The sequence below is a fragment of the Micromonospora sp. WMMD729 genome, from assembly GCF_049315225.1.
GTDB lineage: Bacteria > Actinomycetota > Actinomycetes > Mycobacteriales > Micromonosporaceae > Micromonospora.
Genome location: NZ_CP186059.1, coordinates 1666024 through 1682882 on the forward strand (window position 1 = coordinate 1666024; position 16859 = coordinate 1682882).

The 16859-nt window shown below is 71.7% G+C and carries 16 protein-coding genes; 10 read left to right on the forward strand and 6 right to left on the reverse strand.

Features of this window, described 5'->3' with window-relative positions:
• Positions 1 to 155: 155 nt before the first annotated feature.
• The gene (locus ACN263_RS07735) at positions 156 to 425 is read left to right on the forward strand and encodes a hypothetical protein (RefSeq protein WP_422739115.1); all 270 of its coding nucleotides are present in this window, start codon (positions 156 to 158) and stop codon (positions 423 to 425) included.
• Positions 426 to 465: 40 nt separating this feature from the next.
• On the opposite strand, the gene ACN263_RS07740 is transcribed toward ACN263_RS07735, so the two are convergent.
• Positions 466 to 831 carry a GntR family transcriptional regulator gene (locus tag ACN263_RS07740; RefSeq protein WP_422739116.1) on the reverse strand — a complete coding sequence of 122 codons (366 nt, stop codon included), beginning with the start codon at positions 829 to 831 and terminating at the stop codon, positions 466 to 468.
• Positions 828 to 1607, reverse strand: coding sequence for a hypothetical protein (locus ACN263_RS07745; protein ID WP_422739117.1), 780 nt, complete (start codon positions 1605 to 1607; stop codon positions 828 to 830). Before ACN263_RS07745 ends, ACN263_RS07740 begins: the two co-directional genes overlap by 4 nt.
• Before the next feature lie 348 nt (positions 1608 to 1955).
• Between ACN263_RS07745 and ACN263_RS07750 the strand changes: the two genes are divergently transcribed.
• The 4 genes from ACN263_RS07750 (at position 1956) to ACN263_RS07765 (ending at position 5031) form a co-directional block, all read left to right on the forward strand.
• Entirely contained in the window at positions 1956 to 2837 is an 882-nt protein-coding gene (locus tag ACN263_RS07750; protein ID WP_422739118.1) for a hypothetical protein, read from the forward strand.
• The gene (locus ACN263_RS07755; protein WP_422739120.1) at positions 2830 to 3330 is read left to right on the forward strand and encodes a SigE family RNA polymerase sigma factor; all 501 of its coding nucleotides are present in this window, start codon (positions 2830 to 2832) and stop codon (positions 3328 to 3330) included. The genes ACN263_RS07750 and ACN263_RS07755 overlap by 8 nt, the downstream gene beginning before the upstream one ends.
• Positions 3331 to 3491: 161 nt before the next feature.
• Positions 3492 to 4115 carry a hypothetical protein gene (locus tag ACN263_RS07760; RefSeq protein ID WP_422739121.1) on the forward strand — a complete coding sequence of 208 codons (624 nt, stop codon included), beginning with the start codon at positions 3492 to 3494 and terminating at the stop codon, positions 4113 to 4115.
• Positions 4108 to 5031: a serine hydrolase gene (locus tag ACN263_RS07765; RefSeq protein WP_422739122.1), complete on the forward strand. Its 924-nt coding sequence runs from the start codon at positions 4108 to 4110 to the stop codon at positions 5029 to 5031. Before ACN263_RS07760 ends, ACN263_RS07765 begins: the two co-directional genes overlap by 8 nt.
• Before the next feature lie 46 nt (positions 5032 to 5077).
• Here the strand turns inward: ACN263_RS07765 and ACN263_RS07770 are convergent, their stop codons facing one another.
• Positions 5078 to 6448: a histidine decarboxylase gene (locus tag ACN263_RS07770; RefSeq protein WP_422739124.1), complete on the reverse strand. Its 1371-nt coding sequence runs from the start codon at positions 6446 to 6448 to the stop codon at positions 5078 to 5080.
• Positions 6449 to 6620: 172 nt separating this feature from the next.
• Between ACN263_RS07770 and ACN263_RS07775 the strand changes: the two genes are divergently transcribed.
• Positions 6621 to 7442, forward strand: a complete 822-nt coding sequence (locus ACN263_RS07775; protein ID WP_422739125.1) for a hypothetical protein — start codon at positions 6621 to 6623, stop codon at positions 7440 to 7442.
• 54 nt (positions 7443 to 7496) lie between these two features.
• On the opposite strand, the gene ACN263_RS07780 is transcribed toward ACN263_RS07775, so the two are convergent.
• A complete protein-coding gene (locus ACN263_RS07780) occupies positions 7497 to 9002 on the reverse strand; it encodes an APC family permease (protein ID WP_422739126.1) in 1506 nt (501 codons plus the stop codon).
• Positions 9003 to 9316: 314 nt separating this feature from the next.
• On the opposite strand from ACN263_RS07780, the gene ACN263_RS07785 reads away from it, so the two are divergent.
• Positions 9317 to 10504: an amidohydrolase family protein gene (locus tag ACN263_RS07785; protein WP_422739127.1), complete on the forward strand. Its 1188-nt coding sequence runs from the start codon at positions 9317 to 9319 to the stop codon at positions 10502 to 10504.
• 13 nt (positions 10505 to 10517) lie between these two features.
• On the opposite strand, the gene ACN263_RS07790 is transcribed toward ACN263_RS07785, so the two are convergent.
• Both ACN263_RS07790 and ACN263_RS07795 read right to left on the reverse strand, forming a co-directional pair.
• Positions 10518 to 11786, reverse strand: a complete 1269-nt coding sequence (locus ACN263_RS07790) for a prolyl oligopeptidase family serine peptidase (protein WP_422739128.1) — start codon at positions 11784 to 11786, stop codon at positions 10518 to 10520.
• A 149-nt stretch (positions 11787 to 11935) separates the two neighbouring features.
• Entirely contained in the window at positions 11936 to 12538 is a 603-nt protein-coding gene (locus ACN263_RS07795) for a hypothetical protein (RefSeq protein WP_422739129.1), read from the reverse strand.
• A 116-nt stretch (positions 12539 to 12654) separates the two neighbouring features.
• Between ACN263_RS07795 and ACN263_RS07800 the strand changes: the two genes are divergently transcribed.
• From ACN263_RS07800 to ACN263_RS07810, 3 genes are all read left to right on the forward strand, one after another.
• Entirely contained in the window at positions 12655 to 14970 is a 2316-nt protein-coding gene (locus ACN263_RS07800; protein ID WP_422739130.1) for an ATP-binding protein, read from the forward strand.
• A gap of 74 nt (positions 14971 to 15044) precedes the next feature.
• Positions 15045 to 16193, forward strand: coding sequence for a sensor histidine kinase (locus ACN263_RS07805; RefSeq protein ID WP_422739131.1), 1149 nt, complete (start codon positions 15045 to 15047; stop codon positions 16191 to 16193).
• Complete coding sequence (locus ACN263_RS07810) at positions 16190 to 16846, forward strand: response regulator (RefSeq protein WP_422739132.1); 657 nt, start codon at positions 16190 to 16192, stop codon at positions 16844 to 16846. Before ACN263_RS07805 ends, ACN263_RS07810 begins: the two co-directional genes overlap by 4 nt.
• Positions 16847 to 16859: the final 13 nt, after the last annotated feature.

Here is a 16859-nt window from a genome sequence, read left to right on the forward strand (position 1 = left end):
CGGGTGACCGACGGCGACGAGGTTCCCGCGCACGTCGTCGAGGGTGCGGCGCGGGTTCCGGAAGTCCCCGACCCTGGCGGCGGACGACCACTGCCATGGGTGACAAACGGGTGGTGGGGGCGGCGTCCGACCGGTGGTGTGCGGACAATGGAGCGATGAGACGACAGGTTCGGCTGGGACGGTTGACCGGTGCGCGCGTGGACGGCGCGGTGGCGACGGGCGCGGCGGCCACCGGCGCGCGGGCGGCGGGGGCGGCGTCGCTCGGTGCGCTGGCCCTGGGGGCGCTGGCGGTCGGAGCGGTGGCCGTCGGGGCGCTGGTGATCGGTCGGCTGGCGATCCGCCGGGCGGTGGTGCGGGAGCTGCGCGTCGGCCGGTTGGAGATCGGCGAGCTGGTGGTGCACCACCGACCCGCTGCCGACGGCTGACAAGCGCCCGGTTGGCGTCCCCTCAGGTCGGCCCGGACGGTCATGGCGTCGAGGCCTGGCCCAGGGCAGCCTTGACGATCCGGATCGCCTCGGTGGCGTCGATGCCGACGCGGGCGATGACCGCCGCGTAGTCGCGGGCGGCGCGGCGGGCCTGTTCGAGGGAGTGCTCGCCGCCGGCCGAGACGAACGAGCCGGCCCGGCCGTGCGTCTCGATGAGCCCGGCCTCCTCCAGCTCGCGGTACGCCCGTCCGACGGTGTTCACGGCGAGACCGAGGTCGGCCGCGAGTCGGCGGATCGTCGGCAGTCGCGTGCCGACGGCGAGCGTCCGGTCCTGGATCTGCCTGGCGAGTTGGGCCCGGAGCTGTTCGTACGGCGGCGTCGGCGCGGCCGCGTCGATGACGATCATCGGACCGCCATGGCGCGCCGCGCAGTCGTCCCGACGTCCGTGGTCCGCCCCTCGATCAGGCCCAGCGCGCCGACGCCCGCCAGCACGAGCCCCAGTGCGACGGCGTTCCACCAGCCGAGCGAGTCGCCGTACAGGAAGATGGCCGGCAGCGACCACACGAGGCTCGGTGTGACGAGGTGGCGGGCGTCCTCAACCCGCATGATGACGTCGGCGGTGAGCGACGCCTCGTCCTCGGCCACCGCGGGGGTCGTCAGGATCTGACGGAGTTGCATGACGATGCCGATCGCGACACCGGTCAGGCCGATCAGGACGACTGCCGCTCCGTACCGCAGGCCGGGGTCCGGCAGGGGCAGCACGCTCACCGCGAGCAGCACCGCGCCGGTGAGCGTGGCGACCGCGAAGGCGGCGTGCGGCCGACCGAGCACCACCGGCCAGCCGAGCGCGACCGGATGAGCGACCCGCCGGGACAGTCGCGCGCCGGCCGCCCGGTCGACGCGACGTACCCACCCGCCGAGCAGCCACTGCCCGATCAGCAGTCCGAGCACCAGTGCCGAGAGCACCAGCAGCGGCGGCCAGGAGAACGCGTCGTGGTCGAGTCGTCCCAGCGCGTGCGTCAGTGCGGCAATGATCAGGAACGTGGCGAGCAGGACGCTGTCGACGAGCTTCGCGCGCCGCCGTACCGCCAGTCGCGCCGCGAGCAGCGGCGTGGGCTCGGCATCGGTCAGACCGTGCCGGGTGAGCCACCGTCCGGCTTCCGCGTGATCCGCCTCGCGCATGCCGCCCTCCCTCATACGTCGCAAGCATTGTCTCAACACGATGAGACATGACCTGCGGCAATGTCAACCCCGGCCGTGTGCTGATGGTGTCGACGATCCGACGGCGAAATGATTACTCCCGGTAATAATCTCGCGGCTTCGCGAGGTCGAGCTTGCCGTCAATCTGCATCATCCCGGCATCTGATGTAACGCTCCGGAAGTGGCCGATCACAAGCTGAAAGCGCGGTTCGCAGGCGCGGCGGGCGACCGAAATTCGTGCCGGATAACTGCGACCAAAATGGCCCCCTCGCACGTCTCTTAGGTGACGGATGGTCACGGCCGGCGGGCGGCCAAGGAGGGGTAAGGGACGTGGGGGACGTGCGTGGGCGGATGCGGGACGAACTGGCCCGACACGTCGCCCCGCCACTGGGTGATCTGGTCCAGCAGTCGATGGTGCAGGGTCGACGGCTGCGCCGTCGGCGTCGACTGGCGCAGTTCGGCGCGGGCGGATCGGCGTTGGTGGTGCTGCTCCTGATCGGCCTGGCGATCGGGCCCCGCCTCGGCGGTGACGCCCAGGTCGGTCAGCCCGGAACGTGGGACATCGGTGCGCCGGGTGGGGCGGTCGAGAGCCCCACGCCGTCCCCGGCGCAGACCCTCGACAGCACCCCGGGAGGCGGCTTCGAGCCGGACGAACCCCAGGCGCCGGGGGTGGGCACGTCGCCGACCCCCACGACGACGGTGATCGACACGGTGCGAATCGGTGCCGGGCCGGACGGTGAGTTGCAGACGACCACACCGCAGGCTGCCCTGGAACTGTTGACGCGGCTCCTGCCCAAGGGGACGACGAGCGGTGCGGCGAGCTTGGGCAGCGGCGGCGCGGGCCCCGGCATGCCGTTCGTCCAGATCTACCTGGATCGGGGCGACGGGCCCGGCATGGTGCGGCTCTCCATCCACCAGGACCGCCTCGGTGGCGATCCGGTACCGGGGACGGTGGAGCTGACCGAGGTGCCCGGCAACTGCATCCAGGACAAGATGATCACGGTCTACCACCGCAACGGCCTTCAGGTCGACGTGCTGATCTCCACCTGCCTGGCCTGGGCGGGCAAGGGGAACTCGCCCGCGCCGGTCGTCCTCTCGGTGGACGAGGCGATCGCGATCGCCGCCAACCCGACCTGGGGGACCAGACTGCCGGTCGAGATCGTCGCCATGGGCGCCAAGAAGTTCTCGAATCTGGCCAGGTCGGATGGCTGACGAGGACTTCGTGGAATTCGCGCAGGCGGCCGTGGGTCGCCTGCGCGACGCCGCGTTCCTGATGTGCCGCGACTGGCATCTCGCCCAGGACCTCACCCAGACCGCGCTGGCCAAGGTGTACGCCAACTGGGGGCGGGTGCGTCGGGCGGACGACCCCTACGCGTACGCCCGCAAGGTGCTGCTGCGCTGTGTGATCGATCAGCAGCGGCGTCGCTCCAGCAGCGAGTTGGCCATGTCGACGCCACCGGACCGGGGCGAGGAACATCCGGCTGAGCTGCGCATGACGTTGCTCGACGCGGTCGCCACCCTGCCGATGCGCGATCGGGCGATCGTCGTGCTGCGCTACTGGGACGACCTGAGCGTGGAGACGACCGCCGAGGTCGTGGGCGTCTCCACCGCCGTCGTCAAGAGTCAGAGCATGCGCTCGCTCAGCCGGCTGCGCGAGCTGCTCGGCGAGAGCCGTTCCGAGTTGTTCGCCGAGGAGCGCCATTGACCGGCCGCGCCTGTCCCGTGCGGGCGGGGCGGATGCCAACACGCATCGTCCGCGACGACGCGGCCCGCGGTGGCAGTCATCTGTGTGTGGGAGGTTCGGTGTCCGTATCGAGCAGCAGGGCCGGTCGAGGCCCGGTTCGCGGTCGAGGCCGAGTCCCGGCCGTGGTCGTGCCGCTGGCCCTGTCGACGTTGGTGCTGCTGGTCGCGGGGTGTCAGCGGGGGGATCCGGGCGACCGCCCCGAGGGGTCACCCGCCGTGCGCGTCGAGCCCAGCGGTCTGAGCATGCTGCTGGGAGCCGGTGACCTCGGTACGGGCTGGCATGCCGACGACGCGCGCCCCGGGCTGCCACCCTGGCCGTGGGAGCAGGACGACTGCCCCGACTACCGGAGCGCCGACTACCCCGCGAAGTCCCACCGGCGCGCTGCCGTGGAGCGCTACTACCGGCTGCCGGACGGCTCGTCGCCGGCCCACCACATCGTGGAGACGTACGAGCCCGGCTGGGCCGAGCGGAACGTCGACGACGTCCGTCAGGTCCTGCGGCGATGCGCCAGCTACCTGGTGCACGGATCGCGGGTCTCGTTCGAGTTCATCGACCCGCACTATCTGGGCGGTGCCGGTCTGCTCGTCCGGGGCCGCATCGCCCACACCGCCACCCCCACTACTACCGCTAGGTACTTCGTCATGGTGAAACGGGACGAGACGGTCTCGACGATCAGCCTGCCCGATCTGGGCAACCAGGCTGCGGTGGATTCGATCGCGGCGAAGGCGGTGGCCCGTCTTGGCTGAGCGGGGAGGTCGTAAGCTGCCACGCCGTTGGATCGTCGGCGCCGCCACCGTGTCGCTCGCCGGCATCGCGACGGCCGCGTTCGGCGCCACGCGCGTGCACGAGGGTGGCGGAGCTGACGCGTCACCCGGCCGTTCGCCGTCCGGTCCGGTCCCCACCACGCCGGCCGTCGACCTGATGAAGCCGGCGCGGGCGCGGATCGAGGCGTTCGTCGACCGGTACGACGGCCACCTCGCGGTGGCGGCGCTGGATCGACAGGGCACGGCCACGGTGACGGCCGGTGCCACGCGCTTCCAGACCGCCAGCATCGTCAAGGTCAACATTCTCGCCGCGCTTCTGCTGCGCCAGACGCCGCCCGGCAAGGCCCTGGGGTCGGAGACCAGACGGTTGGCCGAAGCCATGATCGTGTCGAGTGACAACGACGCGGCGGTGGCCCTGTGGCAGAAGATCGACCGCTCGCGCGGCCTCACCGCCGCGAACCGCACACTCGGTCTGCGCGAGACCAAGCCGAACCAGCACTGGGGAATGACCACGACCACGGCCGCCGACCAGCTCCGTCTGCTGACGGCGCTGACGTCCGCGAAGGGACCGCTGACACCGCAGGACCGTTCCTTCGTGATGGGCCTGATGAAGAAGGTGATCCCCGAGCAGCGCTGGGGCGTCACCGTCGCGCGGGAGCCGGGCAACACCTCCGTGTACGTCAAGAACGGCTGGGACACCGCGGACGTCGACGGCGGCCGCTGGATCGTCAACAGCATCGGACGGATCGTCGAGGACCGTCATGACTGGTTGATCGCCGTGCTCTCCGACCATCACGTCAGCCAGGAAGCGGGCATCAAGGTGGTGGAGAAGGCCGCGACGTTCGTCCTCAAGGAGATGCGCGCCGCCACCGCGGGCGACGGCCCCGCGCAGGAGTAGGCCGTCGCCCTGGGGCGTGTGTCACCGGTCGGGTGTGGTCGCCGGTTCAGGTGCGATCGGCGGCCAGGGGCAGCTGTGCGACCGGCACGAGTCGCCGGACGCCGCGGCTCGGGCTGGGCTGCTCGGTGCCCCGTACGGTCGCGATGTCGGCCGCGAGCGCCTCGATCTGTTGGCGGGTGACACCCGGCATGCAGATCAGGTGGCTGATGCCGCCGTCGGCGTTGGAGAGGCCGTAGCGGCGGGAGATCGGCGGTGGCGGCGTGGTGAAGTAGACCGTGAACGCGTGGACGTTGCGCCAGGCGGGCCAGCCGACGCTGGCCAGCAGGGAGTGGGCGAACCGGGCCGTCTCGCGGGCCCGCTCGGCGCGTTCGCGGTGCCCGTCCTCGCCGAGCAGTCGCAGCGCGTACCACATCTGGACCGCCAGTTGGCCGCAGCGGGAGCCGCTGATGGTGCTGTCGGTCGTGGCGGTGTAGGAGATCCGGCGTGCTGCCCGTTGCAGCGAACGGCGGGTCACCACCAGCCCGCCGGGCACGGTGGTGCCGTAGAACTTGTGGCTGGAGATGGCCACGGAGTCGACCACGCCGCCGAGATCGATGGCCACCGGCCGGTCCGGCAGCAGGGCCAACGGCACGCCGGCGAGCGCGCCGTCGACGTGCAGGTGGGCGTTGCGGATCGCCAGTTCGGACAGGGCGCGACGCACCCGGGCCGGGTCGTCCACCGCCTCGGTCACCGTGGTGCCGGCGTTCGCCACCACGATGGCCGGTCGGTCCCGACGCCGGGCCAACTCACCCCGTAGATCGTCGTAGTCGATCTCGCCGGTGACGTCGGTGCGGATGACCACCTCGGGGAGGTTGAGCATGCTGGCGGTCTTGCGGATCCAGTCATGGGTCGCCTGGCTGTAGTAGAGCACCGGGTTCGCACCCGCGAACCGGTCCCGGGCGAGCAGAATGGCCGCCTGGTTGGCCTCGGTGCCACCACTGGTCAGATATCCCCACCGATCGTCGGAGGGGGCGCGGAAGAGGTTCGCGTGCCAGTCGATGACCTCCCGTTCGTAAGCCTTGGTGTGACCGGTGTCGGGGTCGGTATCCGGATCACCGACATTGTTGATCAACAATCCGAACAGCGAGGTCACGGGTCCATAGTCGATATCCACTGCGGCCGGGAAGCCGATCGACCTGCGTGCTGACAGAGCGGCGCGTAGATGCTCGATTTCAGCGTTGAGGGAAAGGTCGTCGGGAACGCTGGTGGGGGAGGTCACGGGCTCTCCGTTGATAGGCGACTCAGCGATGAGTGGACCATGACGTCGACGTCCAGGCAACCGTCTCCGAATCGCGATCAAGCCGACTCGCGGTGCATGGTTGATCGCGGTGTGTGTGCGATGAGAGGCTGTGGTGTCGTCTTTGGAGGGACTGAACACCGTGGCGTACGACAGGCCAGGAACTCGCTCGGGTCCTTTTGCGGGGAACGCCGAGGATTGGAGAGCGGCGGCGAGTGCCGGAAGGGCGACGGCGGTCCCCTGGGACCAGCAGCCGGCCAGCCAATCGTCCCTCCCTCCGGAGCCGTCGGCGACGGTCGGCCGCCATGGTTGGGTGGCGCCCCCGAACGCGATGCCGTCTCCGGCGGTCGAGCAGCCGCCACCGATTCCCTGGCAATCCGCGCCCTCGGCGTACGCGCCGCCACCGGTGGATCCGTCGCCGGCCGCTCGTGAGTCGCCGCCCGCGCCCCCGATCAGCGATCCGGAGACGCGGCGGATCTGGGCGTCGTTGCGGTCCTCGGCGTTGAGCCGGGTCGGGCTGATGAACACGATGCACGGCCGGCACGCGTGGGCGCAGCGCCGACGCAACCCGTTGTGCCCCTACGGATTCGCCTTCCTCTACGCGATGCCGGTCGTGGGCTCCACATCGGATCGTCCGGTCTTCGAGGTGGGCGCGGCGACTCGTCTCGACAAGGCCGGCGAGGACGTGTCGTACCTGCCCAGGTTGCTGTACGACCTCGCGCAGACGGCGCGGCACTACCTCGACAACGGGGGACTGGACCCGCGTCAGCCCCCGCAGATGTGCAACCGTGTCGACGAGCGGATCACCGCCGAGTCGACGTTCATCGGGCTCGCGGTCAGCTCGCTGGACGGTCCGCTCGGCACCTGGGAGCAGACGATGCGCCGGGTGGAGGGTGAGGACCGTATTCCCGGCCGTTTCTACATCCAGCTGATGGATCCCGAGGAGACGCGGATCGTCGTCGACCGGCCCACGGATCCGTGGGAGCGACCGCTGATCCAGTCCACGACGCCGCTCCACGAGGCGTGGCGACCGTTGCAGAGCTACTCGGGGGACACTCCTATCTGGACGGGGATCGCCCAGTTGGCGACGCTGGTGCACCTCGGTGCGCAGCGGATCGCCTCAGCCAAGGGCTAGGGCCGACGGGCAGGCGGCACCACGTACGCGGCGCCGCCTGCCTCGATCCGCGACTCAGAGCGTGAGGTGACCCAGGTCCTCGTCGACCTGCCGCGTCGGGTTGGTCTCGCGCTCGCCGATGCCGGTGAGCAGGTCGGGCCGTCGGGCCCGGACGCTGATCGCCCAGAGCACGCCGACGAGCACGAAGAGGCCAACCGTCCCGGGCACCAACCAGGCGCGGTGGGAGCCGGGTGGCGTGCCGAGCGCCGCGCTGATGTTGACCAGTGTGACCAGCAGGATCACCGCGATCGCGATACCGCCGAGGGTGGGGGCGATCGCCCGCGCCCACAGCGACTCGCTGCGGCCGCCGCCACGGGCGAAGTAGCGGACGGTGGCGAGTGAGCTCACCGCCATCAACAGCATCAGACTGACCGCGGCGATGTTGCTCAGCCAGGTGAACATGGTCAACGCCTCGGCGCCGCTCACCACGAACAGCAGGATGACGATCAGGGCGGTGATCGACTGGGTGATCGAGCCACCCAGCGGCGCCCCCGACCCACCCTCGCGGATCGTGGCCAGCCGAGCGGGCAGCAAGCGGTCCTTGCCGAGAGCGAACAGGTATCGCGCCACGCTGTTGTGGAAGCTGATCATCGCCGCGAGGACGCTGCTGACCAGCAGCAGGCCGCCGAGCGCCACCAGCAGCACGCCGGCGCTACCGGCCCGGGAGCCCGAGAAGACCTCGAACGGCAGCGGCGCCGCCGGATCGCGGGCCAGGTCGACGACCCGGTCGGCGCCGACCGTCGCCACCATCGCCCAGGCGCAGAGGGCGTAGAGCAGGCCCAGGCCCAGGATCACGTAGATGATGCTGCGCGACACCGCCCGTGCCGAGCGCGCCTCCGCGCCGTACGCGGCGATGGTCTCGGTGCCGAAGAACGCGGCGAAGCCGAGCGGAAGCACCGCGAGGCCGGCCACCACCCCGGCGTCGAACAGTTGCGTCGGGTTGAGCGCCGCGAGCGTCAGTTGACCGCCCGCCGGGTGGGCCAACCCGACCAGCACGAACACCAGCAACAGCGTGACCTCGACGATCAGGATGGTCCCGAACATGGCCGTGCTGACACCGGTGCGTTGCAGACCGAACGCCGCGACGATGGCCCACGCGAGGAGCGCCCCGAGCCACCACGGTCCGCCGACCAGGCCGCTGACCACCGAACCGAGTAGTCCGTACAGCGATATCTGAATGGTGTTGTAGGCCAATAGGACGACCGGCGCGCCCGCGACTCCGACGAGTCGGGACAAGCCGGCGGCGAGGGCGGTGTAGAAGATTCCACTGGGCTGCACGTAACGGGCAATGGCGATGTACCCCGGCGCCCACAGCAGCATGACGACCGTCAACAGCAGGAAACTGGAGGCCACGGCGGTATTGCCGGTCGCCGCATAGGTGGCGACGATACCGCCGACGAGAACCGCCATCGGCGACGATGCGGTCGCCCCGAATGTCACCAACGAACTCGTTCGCAGAGTTTTGCGTGCCAGTCCCCGCTCGGCGGACACCGTCAGGGGGGTCACCGAAGGCGTGACCATAACTGAACCTCCCCAGGTTCTTAGGCGATAGGTCAGGGACGGGACTCGATGACCTTACAGGTGATCTCGTCGTTACTGGGAGCAGCGGTCCGCAGAATTTGAGCGCCCCGGGAAGCGGGGTGGTGATTCGGGAGACGGCACCGCAGGTCCTGAGTGGACATCCAGCTGCGCTGATCCGTAACCGCCCCGGTGGAGGGATGCGGAATCACCCCGCGGAGGGAGGCCGGACACCCGCGACCGGTGCGATGGTCGGGTCACGGCCGGCGGTGTGCCGGGACGGACGAGGCGTCGCGGGTGTGGGTGGTGGGGTGACGATGACGAAGCAGGCTGTCCGGGCGGCCCGGATGTTCGACGGCGAGCGGCTCACCGATGGTGGGGTGCTGGTCCTCATCGAGGACGGGCGGATCGCGGACGTACGGCGGGGTTGGGCCGACGCGCCGGAGGGCTGGTCGGTGCGGGAGGCGCCGGACGGCACCCTGCTGCCCGGCCTGGTCGACGCACACGTGCACCTCTGCGCCGACGCCGGCCCCGACGCGCTCGGTCGACTCGCCGAGCGCGCCGAGGCGGAGCTCGAGGCGGTCATCGAGGCGTCACTGCGCGCGCACCTGGCGGCCGGCGTCACCACCGTACGGGACCTGGGCGATCGACGTGACGCGGTGCTCCGCTGGCGGGCTCGGGGAGTGCGCGACGATCTGCCGACGGTGGTGGGATCGGGCACGCCCATCACCAGCGTCGGCGGACACTGCGGGGCGCTGGGGGGCGAGGCGAGCGGTGTCGACGGTGTGCGGGAGGCCGTGCGGCTGCGGGCGGCGGTCGGCGCGGACCTGATCAAGATAATGGCCAGCGGTGGGGTCTTCACCCCGGGCACGGACACCAGCGGGGTGCAGTTCACCGATCAGGAGATGACCGCCGCCGTCGAGCAGGCGCACGAACTGGACCTGCCGGTGACCGCGCACGCGCACGCCCTGAGTGCGGTCGAGCAGGCGCTGCGCGTCGGTGTGGACGGCGTCGAGCACTGCACCTGCGTGACCCCGGCCGGGGCCCGCGTACCCGACGAACTCGCGGACCGGCTGGCCGCGTCCGGACCGGCGGTCTGCGCCACGCTCGGCACCGATCCGGCCGTGGTCACGCCGCCGGAGGTGGTGGCGATGGCCGAGCGCGCCGGGCTCAGCGCCGCCGCGCTGCGGGCCGGCGCTGCCACCCTGTACCGGGCCGGGGTCCGTCTGGTGGCCGGTTCGGACGCGGGCCTCGGCCCCGCGAAACCGCACGGTATCCTGCCGGAGACCCTCGTCGAGTACGTGACCTGCGGCATTCCCGCCACCGCCGCCCTCACCGCGGCCACCGTGGTCGGCGCCGAGGTGTGTGGCGTGGGCGGCGTGAAGGGCCGCGTCCGGCCCGGATTCGCGGCCGACCTGTTGGTCGTCGACGGCGATCCGACGAGCGACATCCGGGTGCTGCGCCAGCCGCTCGCCGTGTACCGCGCAGGTGTTCGGGTGGGCTGACGTCAGGGGCGGGTCACCGGTGCCGGCGGGCCATCCACTGCCAGAGGTGCGTGCCGTGGTGGCTGGGGTCGTTGCGGGCCACGTAGATCCAGGACCAGTGGCCGGGGAACTGGTAGCCGTTCCAGACGACGTGGTCGTACAGGGTGACCAGCGAGCCGCGGATGAGGTCGTGGGCGTGGACCGTGTTGCTCTCGGGCGGCACGGTGTCGTCGTCGAGCGAGGTGACCAGCCAGGTGGGCGTCCGGATCGCCGCCAGCTCCGCGTCGGTGATCAGCGGCGGCCCCTCCCCGCCGAGCGGCTCGACGACGCCGCAGATCGGCACCGACGCGGCGAACAGGTCGGGATACGCGACGGTCATCTTCAGCGACATGTAGCCGCCGTTGCTGCAACCGACGACGTGGATCCGGTCGGGGTCGACGCGTTCACGCCGGACGAGGTCCTGGACGATCTCGCGGATCAGCGGGGCGAACCGGGGCCCGTCCTCCATCCAGTAGGAGGTGCTCTGCGGCGCCACGACGTACGCGCCGGAGAAGATGCGCTGTGCCTCCGGGGTGGCGAAACCCAGCGCGCCACGGTTGGCGCGCAGCGTGGTCTCGTTGTCGTAGTAGTCGTCGGGCAGTGAGGCGCCCTCGCCGGCGCCGTGCAGCCAGAGGATCAGCGGCCGCCGGCCGTGCCGGGGCGGACGCTCCGGGGAGTACAGCCGGTACTTCATCCCCGACGCCGAGACGTGGTGGGTGAAGGCGTCCACCTCGGGGTTCGACAGTCGTCCCTGCACGAAGCGCGTGATGGTGAGCGGTGCGCCGTGGCGGCGGACGAGCGGGGTGTTCTGCGTGATGGTGTAGACGAGGTCCAGCCGGACGTTGCGGCCCCTGCTCAGGATGTAGCCGAGGGTGCCGCCGCCGGGTTGACCCTCGGCGTGGCTCAGCTCCAGCACGATGTTCCCGTGCCGGTCCAGTCGGGCCGCGGTCACCGTGCGGTCCAGGTCGTACTCGCTGAAGATCAGGTCGCCGGGGGCGATCGGGATCGGGCTGGTGGCCTTGGCGTGCACGGTGAACGTGCCGGGGGTGAGCCCGGCGGGATCGATCGGGCCCAACCGACGGGTGTCGAGGGTGACCGAGGTGACCTGCTCACCGCCGTCGAGCGTCCGCGCGTCGAGGGTGAAGCCCACGCCGGTCTCGTGGTGACGGTCGTCGGCCTGGGCGGCGACGCCCGGCAGGGTGAGACCGAGAGCGGCGCCGGCGCCACCGGCCAGCACGGTACGGCGAGTGACAGGCGTGGACATACGGCCCCCCGTTTGTAGACAAACGTCGATGGCACCCCACCGTAACGGCGCGGAAATCCACTGGCAACCGGTGCCGCCACCCGCCGGTCAGGGCGCCCCGGGTCGTGACTCCACCCGGAGGGCGCCCCGATCGGGTCAGTGCGGAACGGTCAGCTCAGGCGCTCGAACACCGAGAACGGGTAGACCCAGGCCTGGGTGAAGATCAGCCCCAGTCGGTGCAGGTACCGCTGGCAGGTGTTCGGCTGCGCGGGGTTGGTGCAGAAGGTCACCCACAGCTCGGAGTACCCGTCCTTCTCGGTCGGGCTGTGGGCGTACACCTCGTCCCGCGTCACGAACTGCATCGAGGTCAGTCGGGGGTCCTGCACGTCGTTGGGGAAGGACAGGGACGTGTCCAGGCCGTACAGCACGATCTCGTTGGCGAACACGCAGACGCTCGCCTGGAAGTACAGCTCGTAGATGGTGGTGTAGGTGGCGGTCTCGTAGACCTGCTCGGAGACCTCCTCCCGATAGCAGGGGGTGCCCGGCGGGAAGACCGCCGGCGGGGGGATCTGAATCACGTTGGTCCCGACGCCGCCGATGGCGCGGGCCGCCTTGTGTGTCGAGGCCGCGGCGAGGCCGCCGTCGACGCAGGCCGTCTTCGTCGTGCAGACGGCCGGGCCGGGCGTCGCCGCCGACGCGGCCGCCGCCGGAACCGCGAGCGTCGCCGCGAGCACGGTCAGGGCCAGGATCAGAGGCTTGAGATGTACGGACACATGACCTCCATCGATCGGATCGGTGCGCTCTGCGCAGGAGCAGGATCGCGGATCGGATCGGGCTCTGGCCGGGATTCCGTACACCGCCGTACACTGACGAACGTCTATTGTCGACGGTGGGGGGCTGGGCACTGGATGCCGCGGGGGCGCAGACGTCTGACGACCTCGCCGGCCTGTTGCGGGCGTTGCGACGCAGGCACGCACGCCAACGGGGCGACGGCGAGCTGACCTATCGGGAGCTGGCCGCCCGCACCGGATGGTCGCACACCGCCATCGCGGAGTACCTGACCGGCAAGACGCTGCCGCCCACCGACCGACTCGACGCCCTGGTCCGGCTCCTCGGCGCCACGCCGGCCGAGCAGGGCGCGTTGGCCACCGCCCGGGACCGCATCGAGGAGAGCCGCCGCCGGGCGCCGCGCACGCCGGGCCGGCTGGTACCCCGGCAACTACCCGCCGACGTGGCCAGCCTCGCCGGCCGCGACGAGGAGGTGGCCATCCTCGACAAGCTGGCCGCCGCGCCCACCTCCGTCGTGGTGGCCGCCATCTCGGGCACGGCCGGTGTGGGCAAGACGGCGCTGGCCGTGCACTGGGCACATCGTGTCGCCGATCGCTTCGACGACGGTCAGCTCTACGTCAACCTGCGCGGCTTCGACCCGCGCGGGCAGGCGGTGAGCCCGGCGAAGGCGCTGCACGGCTTCCTGGACGCGCTCGGCGTTCCGGCCACCCGGGTGCCCGCCGACCTCGACGCCCAGGCCGCCCTGTACCGCAGCGCGCTGGCCGGCAAGCGGATCCTCGTCGTGCTGGACAACGCCCGGGACGCCGAACAGGTCCGCCCGCTGCTGCCCGGCACGCCCACCACCATGGTCCTGGTGACCAGCCGCAGCCAGCTCACCTCGCTGGTCAGCCTGGACGGCGCGTACCCGCTCCCGCTCGGTCTGCTCAGCCGCGACGCGGCCGCTCACCTGCTCACCAATCGGCTCGGTGTGGAACGGGTGGCCGCCGAGCCGGAAGCCGCCGAGGCGATCATCACCGCGTGCGCCCGGCTGCCGCTGGCGTTGAGCATCGCCGCCGCGCGGGTCCAGCAGTCCGGCTTTCCGCTGGCCACCCTCGCGGCCGAACTGGGCACGGCCGGTCGACGGTTCGGCGTACTGGACGCGGGTGACGCGGTCGGTGAGGTGCGGGCGGTGTTCTCCTGGTCGTACACCTCGCTCGACGCGCCGACCGCCCGGCTGTTCCGGCTCGTGGGCCTGCACCCCGGCCCGGACATCACGGTGGCCGCCGCGGCCAGCCTGGCCGGTCGGCCGGTGGACGACACCCTCCGGCTGCTGATCGAACTGACCCGCGCGAACCTGCTGGCCGAGTACCGGCCCGGCCGGTTCACCGCGCACGACCTCCTGCGTGCGTACGCCGCAGAACTGAGCGACGGCACCGATCCCGTGTCCGACCGCAGGGCCGCCACGATCCGCCTCCTCGACCACTACACCCACACCACCCACGCCGCCGACGCCCTGTTGCGCCCGCACAGCGACCCGGTCGACCACCTGATGGCCCCGGCGGCGGCCGGCGTGCGCCCGGAGCGGCCCACCTCGCACGCGGAGGCGCTGCAGTGGTTGACCGCCGAACACCCGGTCCTGCTCGCCGCCCAACGCCTGGCCGCGAGCACCGGCCTCGACGCACACACCTGGAGGCTGGGGCGGGCCCTGGACACGTTCCTGGACCGGCAGGGGCACTGGCACGACCGCGTCGAAACCTGCCGGGCGGCCCTGCTCGCCGCCGAACGGCTCGGCGACCCGGTCGCCCAGGCGGTCGCGCACCGCTTCCTCGCCGGTGCCCACACCGTGGTCAACCAGTACGCCGACGCCCACGGCCACCTCGAACGCGCCCTCGACCTGTACGTCGCCGGCGGTGACACCGAGGGCGAGGCGCGTACGCACCAGAACCTCGCCTCGCTGTGGGACCGGCAGGGCGAGCCTCGCAAGGCCCTGGCGCACTCGCAGCGGACCCTCGCCCTGGCCCGGGCCGCCGGCCACCGCAGGGCCCAGGCCGACGCCCTCAACGCCGTCGGTTGGTGCCACGCCCAACTCGGCGACCATCTCGCCGCGCTGACCTACTGCGAGCAGGCACTCGACCTGCTCCGGCAGCTCGACGACCGGGCGGGGGAGGCCGCCACCTGGGACAGCCTCGGTTACGCACACCACCACCTCGGGCAGTTCGGTCGCGCGGTGGAGTGTTACGAACGCACGCTCGACCTGGCCCGGGAGCTCGGCGACCGCTGGGGCGAGGCGGACACCCTCAGCCGGCTGGGGGACACCCGCCTCGCACTCGGCGACGCCGTCGCCGCCCGCGCCGACTGGCAGCGGGCAGTTGACATCTTCACCGCCCTGGACCACCCGGACGCCGAGGCCGTGCGCGCCAAACTCCGGCTCCCGTGAGGACGCACCGCGGGCCACCTGGTGCCCGGCGGTCGTACGTTCCGACGATCTGCGGTCGCACCACCGTTCGTACCATGAATGCCATGCATCCCCGCCTGCACGCGGTGTTGGGCGAACCTCCGGTCGCACCCGTTCCGTCGCGGGTGTGGCGTGACTGGGCGCTGGTCGCGGTGCTCGCACCGGCGATCGTGGCCGAGGGGGTACTCCGCGCCGACCTGCCGTGGCGGACCGGCTGCGTGGTGATCGCCCTGGCGCTGCTGCCCACCCTGCTGTGGCGGCGCGCGGCGCCGCTGGCGATGGTGGCGATCGGCTTCGGCTGCGCGACGGTCGCGCCGTTCGTGCTGCCCGGTGATCCCTGTCGGCTGATCACGGCGAGCTTCCTGGTTCTGCTGACCTACGCGCTGTTCCGGTGGGGGTCCGGCCGCGCTGCCGTGATCGGTTCGCTCTTCGTGCTGGCCAAGGTGATCGCCGGCGGTGTTTTCGGATCGAACGACGGCGGCGAGCTGGTGGCCGGCTTCGCGGTGATGGTCGCCGCCGCCACGCTGGGCGTCGCCATCCGCTTCCGGGCCGCCGCCCGGCAACGGGAACTCGACCGGGTGAAGCTGCTGGAGCGCGAACGGCTCGCCCGCGACCTGCATGACACGGTGGCCCACCACGTCTCGGCCATGGCGATCCGCGCGCAGGCTGGCATCGCCGCCTCGGTGCGCCAACCGGATGCCGCCGTCGAGGCGCTGCGCACCATCGAGGCCGAGGCGTCCCGCGCGCTCGCCGAGATGCGCGCGATGGTCCGCGTCCTGCGTCGGGGTGAGCCCGCCGACCTGGTGCCCAACCCGCGGGCCACGGACATCGGGCGGCTCGCCGGCCGGTTCCGCACCGGGCCGACCGTCGACGTCGACCTGCGCGGCGATCTCGGTGGCCTGCCGCCCGCGCTCGGCGCCGCGCTCTACCGCCTGGCGCAGGAGTCCGTCACCAACGCCCGCCGGCACGCGCGGCACGCCACCCGTATCGAGGTCAGCGTGGCGGCCGACGACACCGCCGTACGCCTGCGGGTCACCGACGACGGCGAGGCCGGCGCGGCCCGACCGGCCGGCCCGCCGGGCTTCGGGCTGATGGGCATGCGGGAGCGAGCGGACCTGCTCGGCGGCACCTGTGAGGCGGGCCCCAACCCCGACCGCGGGTGGACCGTCACGGCCGTGCTGCCCCGGGCGGGGGTCGGCGCGTGACGGTTCGCGTGCTCGTGGCGGACGACCAGGAGATCGTCCGTACCGGCCTCACCATCATCCTGAACACCCAGCCCGGCATCGAGGTCGTCGGCGGGGCCAGCGATGGCCGTCAGGCGGTCGAGATGGCCCGCCGGCTCCGCCCGGACGTGTGCCTGTTCGACATCCGGATGCCGCGCATGGACGGCATCGAGGCGACCCGGGCGCTCGCCGGTCCGACGGTCCCGGATCCGCTCGCGGTGGTCGTCATCACGACCTTCGACCTCGACGAGTACGTCTACGCGGCGCTGCGGGCCGGTGCCCGCGGCTTCCTGCTCAAGGAGGCAGGCCCCGACCTGCTCAGCCAGGCTGTGCACGCCGCCGCCAACGGCGACGCGCTGATCGCGCCGAGCGTCACCACCCGGCTGCTGAAGGCGTTCGCCGGGGCGGGGCCCGCCGCGCCGCGCCGGCAGCCGGTCGAGGCGCTCACCGACCGGGAGGAGCAGGTGCTGGTCGCCGTCGCCCGGGGGCGTACCAACCGGGAGATCGCCGAGGAGCTCCACATCACGCTGAGCACGGTCAAGTCACACCTCACGAGCCTGATGACCAAGTTGGGCGTGCGGAACCGGGTCGAGGTCGCGATGTGGGCGTACGAGACCGACCGCGCCCGGCCGTAGGTACGACGACGGC

Excerpts from the sequence above, each read along its gene's own strand:
- ACN263_RS07735 (WP_422739115.1), top strand. The coding sequence starts at position 156 with ATGAGACGACAGGTTCGGCTGGGACGGTTGACCGGTGCGCGCGTGGAC.
- ACN263_RS07740 (WP_422739116.1), bottom strand. The coding sequence starts at position 831 with ATGATCGTCATCGACGCGGCCGCGCCGACGCCGCCGTACGAACAGCTC.
- ACN263_RS07745 (WP_422739117.1), bottom strand. The coding sequence starts at position 1,607 with ATGCGCGAGGCGGATCACGCGGAAGCCGGACGGTGGCTCACCCGGCAC.
- ACN263_RS07755 (WP_422739120.1), top strand. The coding sequence starts at position 2,830 with ATGGCTGACGAGGACTTCGTGGAATTCGCGCAGGCGGCCGTGGGTCGC.
- ACN263_RS07780 (WP_422739126.1), bottom strand. The coding sequence starts at position 9,002 with ATGGTCACGCCTTCGGTGACCCCCCTGACGGTGTCCGCCGAGCGGGGA.
- ACN263_RS07785 (WP_422739127.1), top strand. The coding sequence starts at position 9,317 with ATGACGAAGCAGGCTGTCCGGGCGGCCCGGATGTTCGACGGCGAGCGG.
- ACN263_RS07790 (WP_422739128.1), bottom strand. The coding sequence starts at position 11,786 with ATGTCCACGCCTGTCACTCGCCGTACCGTGCTGGCCGGTGGCGCCGGC.
- ACN263_RS07805 (WP_422739131.1), top strand. The coding sequence starts at position 15,045 with ATGAATGCCATGCATCCCCGCCTGCACGCGGTGTTGGGCGAACCTCCG.